16 protein-coding genes and 1 pseudogene are annotated in these 17454 nt (G+C 65.2%); 13 read left to right on the top strand and 4 right to left on the bottom strand.

Annotated features, from left to right (window positions below; all coding sequences use genetic code 11):
- A pseudogene (locus FUT87_RS31575) lies at positions 1-117 on the bottom strand (aminopeptidase); the annotation flags it as partial.
- 38 nt (positions 118-155) lie between these two features.
- On the opposite strand from FUT87_RS31575, the gene FUT87_RS03360 reads away from it, so the two are divergent.
- Complete coding sequence (locus FUT87_RS03360; protein ID WP_147240082.1) at positions 156-863, top strand: hypothetical protein; 708 nt, start codon at positions 156-158, stop codon at positions 861-863.
- Between the two features lie 209 nt (positions 864-1072).
- On the top strand, positions 1073-2254 hold the full coding sequence (locus FUT87_RS03355; protein WP_147240081.1) for a class I SAM-dependent rRNA methyltransferase: 1182 nt from the start codon (positions 1073-1075) through the stop codon (positions 2252-2254).
- A 59-nt stretch (positions 2255-2313) separates the two neighbouring features.
- Here FUT87_RS03355 and FUT87_RS03350 read toward each other — a convergent pair whose 3' ends face one another.
- A complete protein-coding gene (locus tag FUT87_RS03350) occupies positions 2314-2799 on the bottom strand; it encodes an Lrp/AsnC family transcriptional regulator (protein WP_147240080.1) in 486 nt (161 codons plus the stop codon).
- A gap of 150 nt (positions 2800-2949) precedes the next feature.
- On the opposite strand from FUT87_RS03350, the gene glmS reads away from it, so the two are divergent.
- The 10 genes from glmS to arr all read left to right on the top strand — a co-directional run bounded on the left by glmS (position 2950) and on the right by arr (position 13150).
- The gene (glmS, locus tag FUT87_RS03345) at positions 2950-4824 is read left to right on the top strand and encodes a glutamine--fructose-6-phosphate transaminase (isomerizing) (RefSeq protein ID WP_147240079.1); all 1875 of its coding nucleotides are present in this window, start codon (positions 2950-2952) and stop codon (positions 4822-4824) included.
- A gap of 47 nt (positions 4825-4871) precedes the next feature.
- The gene (locus FUT87_RS31570; protein WP_404935353.1) at positions 4872-5231 is read left to right on the top strand and encodes a DUF6404 family protein; all 360 of its coding nucleotides are present in this window, start codon (positions 4872-4874) and stop codon (positions 5229-5231) included.
- A 154-nt stretch (positions 5232-5385) separates the two neighbouring features.
- On the top strand, positions 5386-6222 hold the full coding sequence (locus tag FUT87_RS03340; protein WP_147240078.1) for a DUF5984 family protein: 837 nt from the start codon (positions 5386-5388) through the stop codon (positions 6220-6222).
- 680 nt (positions 6223-6902) lie between these two features.
- A complete protein-coding gene (locus FUT87_RS03335) occupies positions 6903-7235 on the top strand; it encodes a hypothetical protein (protein ID WP_147240077.1) in 333 nt (110 codons plus the stop codon).
- A gap of 88 nt (positions 7236-7323) precedes the next feature.
- Positions 7324-9471: a hypothetical protein gene (locus FUT87_RS03330; protein ID WP_147240076.1), complete on the top strand. Its 2148-nt coding sequence runs from the start codon at positions 7324-7326 to the stop codon at positions 9469-9471.
- A 14-nt stretch (positions 9472-9485) separates the two neighbouring features.
- Complete coding sequence (locus FUT87_RS03325) at positions 9486-9815, top strand: hypothetical protein (protein WP_147240075.1); 330 nt, start codon at positions 9486-9488, stop codon at positions 9813-9815.
- 1022 nt (positions 9816-10837) lie between these two features.
- Positions 10838-11644, top strand: coding sequence for a hypothetical protein (locus FUT87_RS03320; RefSeq protein WP_147240074.1), 807 nt, complete (start codon positions 10838-10840; stop codon positions 11642-11644).
- A 168-nt stretch (positions 11645-11812) separates the two neighbouring features.
- Entirely contained in the window at positions 11813-12355 is a 543-nt protein-coding gene (locus FUT87_RS28335) for an MHFG family PEP-CTERM protein (protein WP_186830335.1), read from the top strand.
- Positions 12258-12716, top strand: coding sequence for a PEP-CTERM sorting domain-containing protein (locus tag FUT87_RS31565; RefSeq protein WP_404935352.1), 459 nt, complete (start codon positions 12258-12260; stop codon positions 12714-12716). The genes FUT87_RS28335 and FUT87_RS31565 overlap by 98 nt, the downstream gene beginning before the upstream one ends.
- A 38-nt stretch (positions 12717-12754) precedes the next feature.
- Positions 12755-13150: an NAD(+)--rifampin ADP-ribosyltransferase gene (gene arr / locus FUT87_RS03310; RefSeq protein WP_147240084.1), complete on the top strand. Its 396-nt coding sequence runs from the start codon at positions 12755-12757 to the stop codon at positions 13148-13150.
- A gap of 58 nt (positions 13151-13208) precedes the next feature.
- Here the strand turns inward: arr and FUT87_RS03305 are convergent, their stop codons facing one another.
- Entirely contained in the window at positions 13209-14648 is a 1440-nt protein-coding gene (locus FUT87_RS03305; protein WP_147240072.1) for a chloride channel protein, read from the bottom strand.
- 87 nt (positions 14649-14735) lie between these two features.
- Entirely contained in the window at positions 14736-15794 is a 1059-nt protein-coding gene (locus tag FUT87_RS03300) for a glucokinase (protein WP_147240071.1), read from the bottom strand.
- A gap of 239 nt (positions 15795-16033) precedes the next feature.
- On the opposite strand from FUT87_RS03300, the gene FUT87_RS03295 reads away from it, so the two are divergent.
- Positions 16034-17329 carry a sugar MFS transporter gene (locus FUT87_RS03295; RefSeq protein WP_147240070.1) on the top strand — a complete coding sequence of 432 codons (1296 nt, stop codon included), beginning with the start codon at positions 16034-16036 and terminating at the stop codon, positions 17327-17329.
- Positions 17330-17454: the final 125 nt, after the last annotated feature.

Genomic DNA, 17454 nt, shown 5'->3' with positions numbered 1-17454 from the left:
CAGCGCCTGCGACAGCACCAGTTGCTGGCGGATTTCCGGATCCAGGTCGGGCTGCGCGAGCCAGTCGTCGACCGGCTTGGCCGCGCGCACCAGCGACAGGTGACCCGACAGCGACTGCCCGTAATAGGACGGGCATCGGCAGCCAGCGCCTGCGGGTGGGCGGGCAGCTGTCCTTCGGCCTGGGCGGCGGCGGCGACATGGACACCGGCAACGGCTGGCTGGTGCGGGTCGGGCCGACGCTGCGCTGGATCACGCCCTGGGGGCCGACGCTGCGGCTGGATGCGGGCTACATGAAGGCGCCGTGGGGCCATTACGACTCCTTCCAGGTGCGCGCGTCGCTGGCGCTGCCGCTGGAGAAGGTCTCGCGCATCCTGAACACGCCGCCGCTCGAGTCGGGCACGGTGCGCGCGCAGACGCTGTACCTGAGCACGCCCTACTTCAAGGACTTCAAGTTCAAGGACGGCTCGCGCGACAACGTGACCGGCCTGGGCATCGGCATGACGCGCGACTTCGGCGGCCCGTGGTACGGCGTGGCGCATGCGGGCAGCGCGGCGCTGGGCAAGGCGGGCGCGTTCTCCTACGGCATGTTCGGCCTGGGCGCGCAGTCGCCCAAGTGGAACGGCATGCGTGTCGGCGCGGAAGCGCTGGTCGGCGCGGCGGGCGGCGGCGGCGTGTCGGTCGGCGGTGGCGCGGTGACGCAGGGCGAGGTCTGGACGCAATGGGAAGGCACCGGCCGCGACCGCCTGCGGGTGAAGGTCGGCGTCGGCCAGTGGAAGGCGCTCGGCGGCGAGAAGCAAAGCACGCCCATGGTCAGCCTGAACATCGGCTGGGCCTTCGGGACCTTGGGGCCGAAGGCGCAGTGATGGCGTTCAGGATGCCGGCGATGGGACGAAACCGGTGGCGCTGAGGCAGTAGCCGCAGCGGCGGCAAGGCGGTTTATCCACTTTTATCGGGCCGACCGATAAATTATCGGCATCCCGATAATTGGCCGATAAAACGGAAGTTGAGGCGGGTGCTGGCGAAGGGCGAGCGCTTGCGCGACTAGCGCCGTCGTCAAGGACAATCCGCCCCCATGAAAGCAATTCGTCTGCGCGAGGGCAAGGACCGCTCGCTGCTGCGCCGCCACCCGTGGGTGTTCGAGGGCTCCATCGCCAAGGGCAAGGCCGACGCCGGCGAGACCGTGCGGGTCGAGGCCGCCGATGGCCGCTTCCTGTGCTGGGCGTCGTTCAGCCCGGAATCGCTGATCCGCGTGCGCGCCTGGAGCTTCGATGAGCAGGAGCGCATCGACGCCGCCTTTTTCGAGCGCCGCATCGCCGCCGCGATCGCGCTGCGGGCGCGCATGCCGATCGATTCCGACGCCGTGCGCCTGATCCATGGCGAGGCCGACGGCCTGCCCGGGCTGATCGTCGACCGCTACGGCGACACGCTCAGCGCGCAGTTCCTGTCCGCCGGCACCGAGCGCTGGAAGCAGACCATCGCCGACCAGCTGCTCGCGCAGACCGGACTGACGCGGCTGTACGAGCGCTCCGACGCCAACGTGCGCACGCTCGAGGGCCTGGCGCCGGTCACCGGCTGGCTGCGCGGCGAGGGCCCGACCGAGATCGTCATCTCGGAGAACACCTGGAAGCTCAGCCTGGACGTGGCCGAGGGCCACAAGACCGGCTACTACCTCGACCAGCGCGACAACCGCCGCAAGTTCGCCGAGGCGGTGCGGCAGTACGGGTGCCAGTCGGTGCTGAACTGCTTCAGCTACACCGGCGGCTTCTCCGTCGCGGCGCTCGCCGGTGGCGCGAGCGAGGTCATCAGCGTGGACTCGTCCGGGCCCGCGCTCGAGCGCGCCACCGCGCACGTCGCGCTCAACGGCTTCGATCCGGCGCGGCACACGGCGCTGGATGCCGACGTGAACCACACGCTGCGCGACCTGCTCCGTCAGGGGCGGCGCTTCGACGCGATCGTGCTGGACCCGCCCAAGTTCGCGCCGACGGCGGCTCATGCGGAACGCGCTGCGCGCGCCTACAAGGACATCAACCGGCTCGGGCTGATGCTGCTGAATCCGGGCGGACTGCTCTTCACCTTCTCGTGCTCGGGCGGCGTGGGGCCGGAGCTGTTCCACAAGATCGTGGCCGGCGCCGGCATCGACGCGGGCGCGGACGGGCTCATCCTGGACCGCGTCGGCGCGACGCCGGATCATCCGCAGACCATCTACTTCCCGGAGGGCGAGTACCTCAAGGGGTTGCTCATCCTCAAGCGCTGACGGCGCAAGCGCTGGCCTTCTCCCGAGCCTCACCCGCAAGCGGGAGAGTGGGGGGGGCCTCAAGGGCGCGCCGCCGGGAGGGCCAGGCGCGGCTCGAACTTCGCGCGCTTGACGCTGAAGAAGGCCTTCACGTTGCGGACGTTGGCCTGCTGGGTGAAGAGCCGCTGCACCAGCACGTGATAGGCCGGCATGTCCGGCACCTGCAGCACCAGCACGAAGTCCGGCCCCGGCGCGACGCGCCAGCACTGCTGGACCTCGGGCGCCGCGACGGCGATGGCCTCGAAGGCGTCCAGATGCTCGGCGCCCTGGCGGTCGAGCGTGATCTCGACCAGTGCCGACAGGCCCGCGCCCAGCTTGTCCGGCGAGAGGATGGCCACCTGCTTCTCGATCACGCCGGTCTCCACCAGCCGTCGCACGCGGCGCAGGCAGGTGGCGGGCGAGACATGCGCGCGTTCCGCCAAGGCTTGGTTGGAAAGCGACGCATCCTGCTGGAGGAGGTCCAACACCCTCAGATCGATGGTGTCCAGCTCGATGGAAGATTTCATGATTTATTTGTCGATGAAAGAATATGGCGCAATGCGTCGAGAGCGAGTGATTCTTTCATTGGTGGCATAAATTTGAAAGCATCCACCTGATCGGCGTGCCTAGGATGGCGCCCATTCGCAATTCATCCGGGACACCCGGGGAGACACACCATGTGCGGCATCGTCGGCGCGGTCAGCCAGAAAGACATCGTTCCCATCCTGATCGAGGGCCTGAAGCGGCTCGAGTACCGCGGCTATGACTCCTGCGGCGTGGCGGTGCACCAGGACGGCATGCTGCGCCGGGCGCGCAGCACCTCGCGGGTGGCGGAGCTGCAGGCGCTGGCCGCGCAGGACGGCGTGGCGGCCGGCACCGGCATCGCGCACACGCGCTGGGCGACGCACGGTGCGCCGGCGGTGCACAACGCCCATCCGCACTTCTCTCACGGCCCGGGCGCCGAGGCGCATCGCCAGCCTGGCCGCGTGGCGCTGGTCCACAACGGGATCATCGAGAACCACGACGAACTGCGCGCCGAGCTGAAGGGCCGCGGTTATGTCTTCCACAGCCAGACCGACACCGAGGTCATCGCCCATTTGGTGGACTTCCATTACCACGGCGACCTGCTGGAGGCGGTGCAGACCGCGGTGGGGCAACTGCGCGGCGCGTATGCGATCGCGGTGTTCCACAAGGACGAGCCGCATCGGGTGATCGGCGCGCGCGAGGGCTCGCCGATGGTGCTGGGCGTGGGCAGGGACGAATACGCGGGCGCCAATTTCGTCGCCTCGGACGCGATGGCATTGGCCGGCGTGACCGACCAGATCGTCTACCTGGAAGAGGGTGACGTCGTCGACCTGCAATTGGGTCGGTACTGGATCAGCCGCAAGGATGAGGCGACGGGGCGCTTCGTCAATGTCGAGCGCGAGGTGAAGACGGTGCATGCGCACAGCGGCGCCGCGGAGCTCGGGCCGTACCGGCACTACATGCAGAAGGAGATCTTCGAGCAGCCGGTGGCGATCGCCAACACGCTGGACGCGGTGACGGGCATCAGCCCGGAGCTCTTCGGCGACGGCGCGTACCGGGTGTTCAAGGAGGTCGACTCGGTGCTGATCCTGGCGTGCGGGACCAGCTATTACGCGGGTTCGACGGCCAAGTACTGGCTGGAGAGCATCGCGAAGATCCCGACCAGCGTGGAGATCGCCAGCGAGTACCGCTACCGCGAGAGCGTTCCGAATCCGCGCACGCTGGTGGTGACGATCAGCCAGAGCGGCGAGACGGCGGACACGCTGGCGGCGCTCAAGCATGCGCGCTCGCTGGGGATGCTGCACACGCTGACGGTGTGCAACGTGTCGACGAGCGCGATGGTGCGCGAATGCGCGCTGGCCTACATCACGCGCGCCGGCGCCGAGATCGGCGTGGCGTCGACGAAGGCTTTCACGACGCAGCTGGTGGGCCTGTTCCTGCTGACGCTGGCGCTGGCGCAGACCCGGGGCCACCTGACGGACGAGCAGGAGGCCGAGCACCTGAAGGCGCTGCGCCACCTGCCGGTGGCGGTGCAGGCGGTGCTGGCGCTGGAGCCGCAGGTGATCGCGTGGAGCGAGGAATTCGCGCGCAAGGAGAACGCGCTGTTCCTGGGTCGCGGGCTGCATTACCCGATCGCGCTGGAGGGGGCGCTGAAGCTCAAGGAGATCAGCTACATCCACGCCGAGGCCTACCCGGCGGGTGAGCTGAAGCACGGCCCGCTGGCGCTGGTGACGGCGCAGATGCCGGTGGTGACGGTGGCGCCGAACGACACGCTGCTGGAGAAGCTCAAGAGCAACATGCAGGAAGTGCGGGCGCGCGGTGGCGAGCTGTTCGTCTTCGCGGACGGCGACACGCGGATCGAGAGCGAGCCGGGGCTGCATGTGATCCGGCTGCCGGAGCATTACGGCGCGCTGAGCCCGATCCTGCATACGGTGCCGCTGCAGCTGCTGGCGTATCACACGGCGTGCGCGCGCGGCACGGACGTGGATAAGCCGAGGAATCTGGCGAAGAGTGTGACGGTGGAGTGAGGGGGCGCACGTCGGGACTCTTTGCGCCTCTGACGTTCTGTCAACAGATGAATATGCGCTCTGAAATTTTCAAAGAGAAGGTGACCCGGGCGTTACGCATCCTTGAGCGAACAGGGATGGACAGAGGCACTTATCTTCCGCCCATGTATCCAGCGTATTGGAAGTTGGGGATTCGGATTCCTCCGCCGCATTTCATGAGCTTCGGCGGTGTCGCGCTTGTCAATGGACTCCCCCTTGGCCTCTGCGTGCTGGGGCTGTGCATGATGGATCACGAAACATGGGCGACGTCGCCGCTTGCCGTGCTTCTTGCAAGTGCGGTCACAACGCTGATCTGGGGAGCGGCGGTCGCCACCTATTACAGAGCGGGAAGGCTGCGTCATCGGCTTCCGTCATGGAACAGCGTCTAGCTGCATGTTGAGCGCTGAGAGCACGCATGCAGTGAGAGTGCCGACGCAGCGGGCCACGATGGGTTTCGCCCTGACCTAGCTACCCTAAGGTAGTCTTTTGCATTGCCACAGGCCCTGTGGCGGAGCACGTTTTTACCCCCTGAGCCTTCAACCAATGCAGGGTCCGACCTTCCAATTCAAGCTTCGTCCGGTCGAACAAGTTCAGCCATGGGGTGGACCCACTGACCCGAATCTGCACTGGTTCGGCCTGACCGACGGGGAGTACTGGATTCAGGTTGGCGACCGCAGGCTGTTTGAGTACAGCGATGCCGCCCAGACTCGATTTGGCGTATCACGCTTCTGCGACTACCAAGTCGTTCGCCTTCTTGAGGACGTGCTTGACCTCGCGCCCTACGCGCTAGAGCCGATTCCTGAAGAGCTCCGCAGGTACATCGCTCTCGATGAGTCTTCAGGTTGGGACCATTTCTGGTCAAAGTGGTGCGCGACGATAGATGAGCGTGATTCCTCAGAGGAGGTCCTGGGTCTGCTGGACGACGCGGGCTCGTGGCTCGGTCGTCGCACACTGGATTCCGGCTACCTCACCCCGTCAACTAACGTCGTCATGTGGTCGGACTCCAATTCCGTTCACATTCAGTGGGACAACCGAGGCAAGCTCCTGGACGGCTGCCAAACTTGGTCCGCTCAATTTGGCGCTTGGAACATACCTCGTGCGGCATTTAGAGCAGAGGTCCTAGGGTTCCATGAGCGACTGGTTGAACAAATGGCTCAACGAGTCTTGCAAGTTGCCCAAGGTGCTCTTGCTGAGAACATTCGCATAGACATCGAAGAGCTACGTCGAGAGCAGCTAGTCCGCGAGCGATCCATCGACCGCGCCCTTGAGCTGCCAGCACCGCCGACCGATTGGTCTGCGGTAGCTGCCGCGATAAGGGAACTGGAGGCCCGAAGCGCCGGTGTTTCCTCGCATGCGCTGGTACGTGGCGCGGTGCCTTGACTGGCGTCAACCTGACTTGGCTGCCCGCTTAAGCTCCGGCAGTTCAGGTTCTTGACGCTGGTCGCAAACATCGTGGCTGTGTAGCTTGCCGACCGGCAGCTTTGCGGCAACGAGATCAGGACGGCGGATGTCTCGGGAGGGTCGACTTGAGCCAGTCGCGGCGAGCCGGAGCAGTCGTTCGAGTTGGCGGAGCTGGAGTGTCTCGGCCGAGCGGCTGGTGTCGGCAGTGGCGCAGACGGTGGGGTTGCCAGCGATCAACGACCGGTCTAGGTTGGCACTGTCGTTCACGTCCCATGCTGCGAATGACTCTGACCAGCCTGAAGCCGCGGCAGCATCGCAGCGATTGCAGTCCGTGACGGTCGCCGCACGGACACGCGCTAGCTGGCAACAAGCAGTCGGTCGACTGAACGATAGCGGTACGCGCGGTATATGACTACTTCACATAGCATTTTCGACACGCTTTAAAGCAGCATCCTCAAGTTTGTGGATGGCACACCCAATCTGCCCCGTTAGCGTGGGCGCCCTCCGTACCCACACATAGTGCGCCGCCGCCCAAGTTCTGCTTCACAGAACTCTGATTTCTGAAGGCAAGGACTCGACGCACTTGTCCTTCCGTAAGCTGACAGCGACTCGCCGCACCGGGCTGTGGCGACGCCGATTTCTACTTGGAGAAGAGCGCGATGGAACTCATCCAGATGGAGCACGCGGTCGGAACGGCGAGCGACAAGACCACAAACATCGGCTTCATTGCCGTGTCCAGCTCAGGTGGAGAGGTCACCTGCGCTTGGCGCAGTTCGACCCTTGCGACGACTCCTCCGCAGTTCGAGGGGCAGTCGGTTTTCCGGCCTTCATCCCCGCTGTACAAGACTACGAATACCGCAGCCTCCGGCGTCCTGACGATTCCTCTCCAACGAGTAGACGCAACCTTCGCGTTGGTGACCTTCCTCAACAACACCGACAAGGACGCGAAGGTCAAGTTGACGGCCTCCGCAGGCAATCGAGACGCAGCATGAAGCCGCCCCAAGAAAAAACGGCGACCGTCGCGCCCGGCGACAGCATGAGCTACCAGATTGCTTTCGTACCGAAGTAAGGCGAACTGTCGTGGAACACGCACAAGCAGCAAGTCTGCAGCTGTTGATATCGGCACTGAAGGCTCAAAGCGGAGAGTGGCGCCTCGAAGGTGTGACCCCGCGCGGGGAGCAGGTTCGACTGTCGGTGCTCCACGGCGTAGAGCAGAGCACGGTGCGCTTAGACGGGGCGCAGCGCGGAACTTCGACTCTTAGCACCGCTGCAGACAACCGCCTGGCTGCGTTTGCAGAGTCGCTGAGACAGGGATTGAGCCCTTCTTGGAACGTGGCATCCGCAGCTGCCCAGTACCTTCCACCGGGCGTGGATAACTCCGACCTGTGGCAATGGCTCAAGGGCGTCGACATCAGTCCGACCATCTTGGTGATTCCAGGAATCAGTGCGCTGAGGTCAAAGATTCCGGCCATTGACCTCGGTCCGGTGTCCCTCCCCGAGTGCACCGCCAGCGTTTCACTGCGTTCAATCGCCATTGACCTGGCTCATGGAGTGGTGGCCGCCACCCTCACCATTGACGACGCTCGGTTCGACGGCGATGCCAAGCTCGCCGTAGGCGAAGGGATGGAGGCGGTTGTCTCCAACGGCCGCCTTGTCTTGACACTGGACTTCACGTACTCGTACTCGGACGGCACAGGTTCAATCTGGCTGCAGTCACTCATCGGTACCTGCGATGCCGCCAAGGTTGTTGCCACTGGAACTGCTCCAGCACCAGCAGTGGAAATCACAAGCGGCCAGACACGTCTCTCTGCCGCTGATGTCTGGTATTCCTTCGACTCGACCAGCTCTCAAGCTGAGTCAGGTGAGATTCGTCTCGAATGCTCAACCGTATCCGTGCAGGCACCAACGCTAGCCCTTGCAAAGCAGGTGACCATCGTTGCTCCTCGTCTCGACGTGAAGCGGGCGACCATCCAATCGCAGCTGCGCGGTTCTGCAGTAGATGCGGGCCTCGCAGTCACTGCCAGGCTGTCTGGAATCGCGGCCTCGTTTAGCCAACTCAACCTTGCCCCTACCGCTGACTTCGCTGTCGTTGGAGTTGCCCCGGGTCCGGGCGGGGCATTGCTTGCTGACAACCTCCTGGTCGATGTGACCAGTGGCGAACTCAGAGAAATTTCGTCTGGGATATCGGTGGCCTACGGCAGCGCCAAGTACAGCAAGGCTGGCGTTGAGATTGACGTCCAGTCCAGTCCCCAAAACCTGTTGGTCCTCTCAGCTGCGCGTGACGCGCTCTCGGACCAGTACGGCTTCAGGGCGAAGGTCGAGGCGGCGACCATTGTGGACTCGGAGACCGGACTGAACGTTCCGCTCAAGAACATCAGCCTCAGTCACCACCGCATCGAGCACCAGCCACTGCTGCCGCTAACGCACCGAACCAAGACTGCTACGGCTGTCAGCGACATCGCGTTCTTGGTCACGGGCTTTTCGGTGGCGACATTTAATCCCGGCCGAGTGCCAGTGGGCTGGCCGTTCTTGCCACAAATCATCAGCGCGCTGGGCAAGCTCGCCGCCGTGGGCGTCGATAGCGCCCTTGACTGGCTGAGCAAGGCGGTCGGAACGCCGCTTGAGTTCCTCGGCGACGCCCTTGGCATCATCACTCTTGGACAGGTTCGATTGGAGGATGTGACGCCCTTCGTCGAGACGTTGCCCGTCAGAGTGGTGTTTGAGCCTGAATGGAGTAGCGACCAGAAGTTGGCCTTCAAGGTCGTTGGGGGCATTCACGGAGTTGGGGTCCGCGTGGCGTACAGCTACCCGTGTCCAGAGCTATTTGACTGGGGAAAGCGCTGTACCGAGAGCCACGAGCCGTGGACTGAAATTCCGCGGCTTGAATTGGAGTTGGGCCTTGCAGTGACTCTAGACGTCGATGCCGCGGCGAAACGCATACGCGTCCAGAAGATCACCCCATTCCTTCCCATCAACGTCGACCCTAGCTGGAAGCCCATCTTTGAACAGCTGCAGGATGTCGCGCTAACCATCGTGGCAAACATCTACGGAGCCGGCTTCGTTCAAGGCGCAATTGCCAGCGCAATCAACGCCGCCATCCCGATGAAGTTGCCAGACCAATGGGATGTATCGCGCCTGACGGTTTCCAGGGATTCGATTGATGCCGGTGGTAATAAGGTCTGGGGCGTAGCGCTCGGGCTGAGGTTCGAAGAACATCTGTTTGCGTAGACCGAGGAGACGCCATGTCTAGGCTTCTGCGTTTGGTTTCTGTCATCAAGGGCGCCAAGTCGTCTGCTGGACCGCTGCCGGACATCGTGACCGAGAGCGTCTTCACGCTTGACAACGTGTTGTCAGTTTCCGTTGCGGTCAGTCGAGATCACGCGGACCAAAATCTTATCAAGAGCATGGCGCTCCTGCTGTCAGGCGTTGGCGGAGTGGCCGCACCAATTGCGACGCTTTCCGCGGTGGACGACGCTGCAAAAGTCACGCAGTTCGAGACGTATGCCAAAGACGTGCTCGACAAGATTTGCTCGACCCTCGATGTCGTCGTCATTGACGTGAAGGCTTTCTAAATCGCTGCTTGCGACTGCTGACCTTCAGGCATGTTCGTCAAACGTCGGACCAGTCCAGCGTAAGACCTTTTGTCAGTCTCAACTCAAACGCATCCAAGTTTCACAGGTGGCGTCGGGTAGAACATGTTTCTCAATACCTAGCGAGTGAAACGAGGAAATCAGCGCGCGGTCTTGAAATTGAATGCGGCAGCACCTGCCGGGTCAGCGCGTGCGGCGTTCACCGACTGCTGCCGGCCGGTTGCTGCCGTGCACATACAGTGGTGCGGGCGACGGCAATCAGCCTGAAACCGCCAGCGAGGCCACCGCCGATGGCCAGGACCGTACGTCCACTCGGGTTGGAGTCCCCTCTGTAGGCGCCTGCTCGACGGCACTCGAGGACTGACACGATCTCGGATCTCGATGGCGCTGATCACTGGGGCCTCAGGCCTACCAAACCGTGGCGGAAGCAAAGCGCCATGTTCTTGAAGGCAAGGATGGCGTAGACCCATGCCTTCTGCCAGCGACGCTGCACAACGAACACATGCAGGTGCCAATTCGCCCGCTTCCGGACAGAACGCCCGCTATGAATGAGCATGAACGCTTCCCTGTCGCCAACTGCCTGTTCAGCCAGCCGCCGGCCTCAGAGATGAAGAATTGAAGCAGTTCATTGCGCGTCGCGTCAGGCTGAACGAGCGACGTTTCGTGGCAAAGCACGAAGCAATGGTCAAGAAGCGGCAGCCGGTAGCTCACAAGAGCGCAGCCGCGCTCAGCGTACCCGGGAGGGGCTTGAACAGTTCGGTCGAGCATGAAGCGTGGCATGGCGACTATTTCAGCACGTCCACCGAGCGCAGCAGCCAGAACGCCGCTTAATGAATGTCGCTTGCAGCTCGAACCGGCAGCTTGCAGTGAGATGCAGCGGACCTTGCATCCGCCTCCCCGATCCCGGGTTCCGCGCACGCTTCTGAGCAGCTTGCAAGGTGCTGACCTAGCTCGATGGCATACGCCGGACAATCTGCGCAAGGCCGACGAACACCGCCCAGAAGATGTCCTTCCGCTCTCTATATCACTCGCTGCTGGAATACGAAGGTCAGGCTGCCTTCGATGACCTCCTGCGCCCTTGGTTGGAAAACAACCCCTCAGAAATCGAGCTGCTGCGATCTCTGGGTGCCCGCACAGGCACTCCGATTCCCAAGATGTCCGGCGAAGAACTCTGGCATCTCTATGCGGCCCATCGTGTGCTCGAACTGCTCGCGCTTCGATTCCAGGCGGGGTCTGCCGATGGCAGCGAATGGCCGGGACCAGCGGTCACAGGGGATGAGTTTCGTCGGTTCGCACAATGCATCGGATTGGACATCGTTCACTCCGAACGATGGTCGCCCTTCCATCACGAGATCGTCGGACTGACGCCCATTGCCGATCCCGCTCGACCGGCTCGAATCCTGAAGTACCACTGGCCCTGCCTGATGCTCGGCCCGATGCTCTTCATGCGTGCCGGGGTCTCTGTGTCCGCTGGCTCGGCGCACATGGCCCCGGGGATAGCGGACCAATCAACGCTGTATTGGGCACACCGCAGAAAGACTCGCCCGCATCACGACCTCGCCCATGGCTGGGGAAGCAACTCGTCTTGGCGAACGGACTTTCGGCGGGACTATCTCCTGGACGGAGTGTTCCATTTCAACGTGGATGGCGACATCGATCTATCCAAAGTTCCACCGGGTGATGTGGACAACGGGGGACTGAGCGCGCAGGAGCGACGTGAGTTGGTCGTCAACCGATGTTTCGTGGTCTGCACGAAGGACCACGCCGACCTGTTTCCGTATGACGACCGCTGCTCAGTCAAAACCGACTAGAGATCAACGCAGCGCACTCCGAAATACGCACCGGCATGTCCCGGCCCGCCAGCGCAAGTCCTGCCCCCCGGGTATCTGACTTGCCAGACCGTTGTCGGTTTCCACTCCGACAAGGTCCACAGGGCCGCCACCCTGCCGATGCACCGCTTGTTGACCAGACTGGCCGCGATGGCCATGGGCGCGGCGATCGCCCATTCCGTGGCTGCCGCCACCGCCGCCGGGCCGGCCGCCTGTTCCTGGGACAGGCCGGGGCAGGACAGCTTCATGGGCGACGTGCCCGCGGCCGTTGATCGCTATACGGACATCGCGCCCGCAGTGCGCGAGCGGCTCAAGGCCCGGATGCGCGCGCACGAGTACGACGACGTGGTCGAAATCTCGCGCGACCGCATCGTGGGTCGCGCCGATTACGAGCCTGGCATTCGCGGCATGCATTTCGGCGAGGGCCGCGTGTGCGGCACCGTCAGCCGCGCCGGTTGGAGCGAAGGGCTGCGCGAGCGCGCGCTCGTCTACTGCGAGGGCTCGGCTTGCGTGATGGTTCCGACGGTGTGTCGCAATGTCAGCCGCATCGAGCGCGTGCCGGGCAGCGGTGGCGGTGGCGCCAGGCCGCCGGGTGATGAAGAACTGGTCTTCGATCCACCCGCGCCGGTGTGCCCGCACCGGTGCCTGGGGACTCGCCGACGCCGCTGTCGACCTTGCCGCCGTCTCCGCTGACCGGCGTGCCCGCGACGCCGCCGGGCTCGTTCGTGAGCCGCCGCGGGTATCCATCGGGCCGCCGCCAACGGGCTCACCGCCGACGGCGATTCCCCCGCCGCCGCTCTTCGTGCTGCCGCCGGCCGTGACGGAGCTGCCACCCACCGTCGCGCCGCCGTTGGCGGCCCCGCCCGTGGTGCCGGTGCCGGAGCCGTCGACATCGGCCATGGTCATCGCGGGTCTTGGTCTGCTCATCGCGTCGCTCAGGCGCTCATGCCGGGCGCGGTCGCGTTGCCGAGCTCAGCGCGGCGCCGACGAGCGCGTCGGGCTGCGTAAGATGCCGACCGCGCACGACGTCCTGTCGCGCCCCATTCGGTGTTGAGCGCTGCGTTGAACGCCGATTCCCCGCACGGAGCACACATGCAGGCACTCGATCAGGGGCCCTTCTTCCATGGCACCAAAGCCGACCTCCGGTCCGGCGATCTGCTCAAGCCAGGCTTCACGTCCAACTACAAGCCGAGCCTGGTGATGAACCACATCTACTTCACGGCGATCGCCAAAGGCGCCGGACTCGCTGCCGAGATCGCCAAGGGGAACGGCCGACCACGGGTCTACCTCGTCGAGCCCCTCGGCGACTTCGAGAACGATCCGAACGTGACGGACAAGAAGTTTCCCGGCAATCCGACGCGCTCGTATCGGAGCACGCACGCCCTGAAGGTCGTTGGCGAGCTGGAGGACTGGGAGAAGTACGACACCGAGTTCATCGAGACGCTTCGCGCTCGCGTTGAAGCCGGCATGGGCGAGATCATCAACTGAATGGCCGCGCGCCCGCCGGCGTGGCCGCGAGCGCGATGAGCTCGTGACCGAAGCGCGCCTAGGCGCGGGAGGGTGGACTGGTGGGTTCCGCGGTGTCGGCTGGCAGTCGCGCGAGTTGTGCCTGAGCCAGGCGGTGATAGATCGGCACGCTGATCCAGCGCGACACCAGGCTCGCCAGCAAGGCGGCGGCCATCAGGCTCAGCACCATCGAGTGGCCGTCGACCATCTCCATCACGATGATGAAGGCGGTGACCGGCGCCTGGGTCACAGCGGCGAGAAACGCCGTCATGCCGATGGCGATCAATGCGGCCGCGCCTTCTGTGGTGGCGGTGAGTTGCGCGATGTCGCTGCCGATGCCTGCGCCAATGGCCAGTGAAGGCGCGAAGATGCCCCCTGGCACCCCCGACCAGACCGCCAACCAGGTGGCCACGATCCGCAAGGTCACGTAGAGCACCGGCAGGTCGAGATGCCCTTCGACCAGCCCGCGGGTGTACTCATAGCCGCTGCCGTCGGTGGCGCCATGGCTCACCAGACCCAGCAGCGCGATTGCCAGCCCGCAGGCGAAGGCGAAGCGCACCGGGAATCTGGCGCGCCATCGGCTGAATCGATCGTCGCCGCCAAGCAGGCTGCGCTGCAGCAAGCGCGAGAACACGCCGCCCGCCAGGCCACAGCCGATCGCGGTCAGCAAACCCGGAAGCAGATGAGACCAGGTCAGATGGTCCACCCGGAGGCGGCCAAAGTAACTCGCATTGCCGAAGACCGAGACCGCCATCAGGCCCGACAGCACGATGGCCGCGATGATGAGGCCGCTGCTGCGCTGTTCGAGCTTGCGCGTCAGTTCTTCGATCGCGAACATCACGCCAGCCAGCGGGGCATTGAAGGCGGCCGCTATCCCCGCAGCCCCGCCGGCCACCAGAAGGCCGTCATGGTTCAGCGCGGAGCGTCGCGGCAGCCACCGCTGCGCGTGTTGCATCACGCCCGCGGCAATCTGCACCGAAGGGCCTTCCCGGCCAATCGCCAGGCCGCCGAGCAAGCCGCCAGAGACGAGCAGGAGCTTGGCGATGCTCAGGCGCAGCGACACGAAGAGTCCCCGCTGACTCGCCGGCACGCGGGTCGACAGGGCGGCCATCACCTGAGGGATGCCCGAGCCGGCGGCGCCAGGCGAAAAACGGCGGGTCACCCAGACGAGCGCCGCCGTGCAGCAAGGCGTCCAGATCAATGGTGCCCAAGGCGACCAGCTGCGCATCGCGGCGAACGCCGAGATGGCCTGGTCGCTGACCCACGTGAACAGCACCACCGCCAGGCCCGCAGCGATGGCGAAGGCGAGCACCACGGCGCGGGACAGCCACTGGCGCCAATCGGAGAGATCCTCACGCACGGCCGAGATGAAATCCGGCTCGTGATGCTCGTGGGACAGTGGCCGCGCATCATGCTGGCCTTCCAATGGCTTCGGCTCGGGTCCGGGCGAGGAAGAAGGGCGTGTCGGTTCGTCGGCCATCGGGCGAGTATCTCGCGCGTCCCGTTGACGCCTGCGATTCGGCTTCGCGGGCGCCACTCCAACGGCGGATCGGGGCGCTGCCGCGGCTCACTCGCGCCGCAGTTCCCTCTCCAGCCAGCACGCCGCCCCCAGCACGCCCAGGTCGCCGTGGTCGATCAGGTGGACCGGCACGCGCTCGAGGAACGGCGCCAGCACGCCCTTGTTGAGGAAGCGCTTCTTGAAATCGCTCTGCTGCAGGAAGGACTCGATCCGCGGAAGGATGCCGCCCGCGAGCAGGATCCCGCCGTGCGCGCCGTAGAGCGCCGCCAGGTCCGCAGCGAAGCTGCCCAGCAGGGCGCAGAAGGTGCTCAGCGCCTCGATCGCGGCCTCCGAGCGCTGCTCCAGCGCCGCGCCCGTCACCGCGGCCGGCGTGTCCAGCACGGGTGACTCGCCGCGCAGCGTCGAGATCGCCCGGTAGAGCTTGAGCAGCCCCGGCCCCGACAGCGCGTTCTCCACCGGCACGTGGTCGCGGTCGCCCGCGAGCAGGCGCAGGATGTCGATCTCGCGCGCGGTGCCCGGCGCGAGCGACACATGCGCCGCCTCCGTTGGCAGCACCTGCGGCCCCGCGCTGCCCGGCAGCACCGCGGCGCAGCCCAGGCCCGTGCCCGGCCCCATGACGACGATCGTGCCGGAGGCCAGCCCCCCCGCGCTACCGTCGCCCGTCATCAGCGGCCGCATGTCCCACGGCTTGACGTAGGGCACCGCGTGCGCCAGCGCCTCGAAATCGTTGATCACGGTGAGCCGCTCGATGCCCAGCCGCTGCCGCAGCGCGGAGACCGACACCGGCCACGGCAGGTTGCGGTTCACGACCTGGTCCTCCTGCACGTAGCCGGCGCAGGCCAGCACGCAGGCCTGGATCGACACCTCGGCCCCCCAGGACGTATCGGCCAGCCGGGCGACGAAGTCCGCCAGCAGCTCCCCCAGCCCCGGCCATTGCGCGCAGGAGAAGACCTCGCCGTGCAGCAGTTCCACCGGACTGTCGCCGGACGCGGCCTGCACGGTGCGGCCCAGCCCGACGCGCGCGTGGGTGCCCCCCACGTCGGCCGCGAGGAAGAAGACGTCAGGGCCGGACGCGCCGGGTTCGAACGAAGGCAGGGAAGAGCGCATTCGAAAGAGTTTCAAGCGCAAATGACACTGTTGTCAATCAATGTCTGCATTGGACAGATTACGCCGTCAGAGCTCGGTGTTTTCCCTCGTCGATCAGTGCTTGAATCTCAGCGGGAATCGACTTTCCCCTGTGGTGGAGGCCTGTTTAGCGCGAGTGCGCAACTGAGACAGTGCCGGGACTCGATTGACAACAGTGTCATCAAGAAAGATAAACAAGTCTGCTCACCTCGGAGGCCTGCATGTCCATCGCCGGAACCGTTTCACCGCCCGCCCATCGAGCGCCGCTCGGTCCGGTGGCGATCATTGGCCTGCTGTTCTTCATCATGGGCTTCTTCACCTGGATCAACGGACCGTTGATCGCCTTCGTGAAGCTGGCCTTCGATCTGGACGACGTGAACGCCTTCCTCGTGCCGATGGCGTTCTACCTGTCCTACTTCTTCCTGGCCCTACCGTCGGCGGCGGTGTTCAGGCGCACCGGCATGAAGCGCGGCATGGCCATCGGCCTGCTGGTCATCGCCGCGGGCGCGGTGGTCTTCGGCCAGTTCGTGTCGATGCGCCTGTATCCCGGCGCGCTGACCGGGCTGTTCGTGATCGGCGCGGGCCTGTCGCTGCTGCAGACGGCCGCCAATCCCTACATCAGCATCGTCGGCCCGATCGAGAGCGCCGCCCAGCGCATCGCGTGGATGGGGATCTGCAACAAGGTGGCCGGCATCCTCGCGCCGCTGCTGCTGGGCGCGGTGGTGCTGTCCGACGTCGGCGGCCTGGCGGAGAGCCTCAAGACGGCCGACGCCACCACGCGCGACATCCTGCTGAACACCTTCGCGCAGAAGATCCACACGCCCTACATGATCATGGCCGGCGTGCTGGCCGTCCTGGCCGTGGGCATCCTGCGCTCGCCGCTGCCGGACATCCGCGCCGCCGAGGCCAACCGCGGCGAGGCCGCCGCCACTGGCGCCAGGCGCGGCGTGTTCGCCTTCCCGCACCTGTGGCTGGGCGTGCTCTGCCTCTTCGTCTACGTCGGCGTGGAAGTAATGGCCGGCGACGCGATCGGCACCTACGGCGCGGGCTTCAACCTGCCGGCCGACCAGACCAAGTTCTTCACCTCGTTCACGCTGGTGGCGATGCTGCTGGGCTACGTGGCCGGCCTGGTCCTGATCCCGAAGTACATCTCGCAGCAGCGCTACCTGGCGGTGTCCGCGTCGCTGGGCGTCGTGCTCTCGCTGTGCGCCTGGACCACGCAGGGCTATGTGTCGGTGGCCTTCGTCGCCGCGCTGGGATTCGCCAACGCCATGATGTGGCCCGCCATCTTCCCGCTCGCGATCCGCGCGCTGGGCGAGGCCACCGAGCGCGGCGCCGCGCTGCTGATCATGGGCATCGCCGGCGGCGCGATCATTCCGCAGGCCTTCGCGGTGCTCAAGCAGCACTACGACTTCCAGTTCGTGTTCCTGGCCCTGATGGCGCCCTGCTATCTGTACATCCTCTACTACGGCCTGGCCGGTTATCGCGTCGGCCTGCGCGAGGGGGAGGCCGAATGAAGCCGTCTCCCAAGACCAAGACCGCCGCGACCCCGCCGGCCAAGGCCGTCAAGGCAACCCGGACCGCCAAGGCTCCCCGGCCCGGCAAGGCCGCCGAGATCACCGAAACCGTCGACCCCGCGCCC

The sequence above is a fragment of the Mitsuaria sp. TWR114 genome, assembly GCF_007997345.1.
Note: the sequence above shows the minus strand (reverse complement) of the source record. Positions and strands in the feature narration are given on the sequence as shown.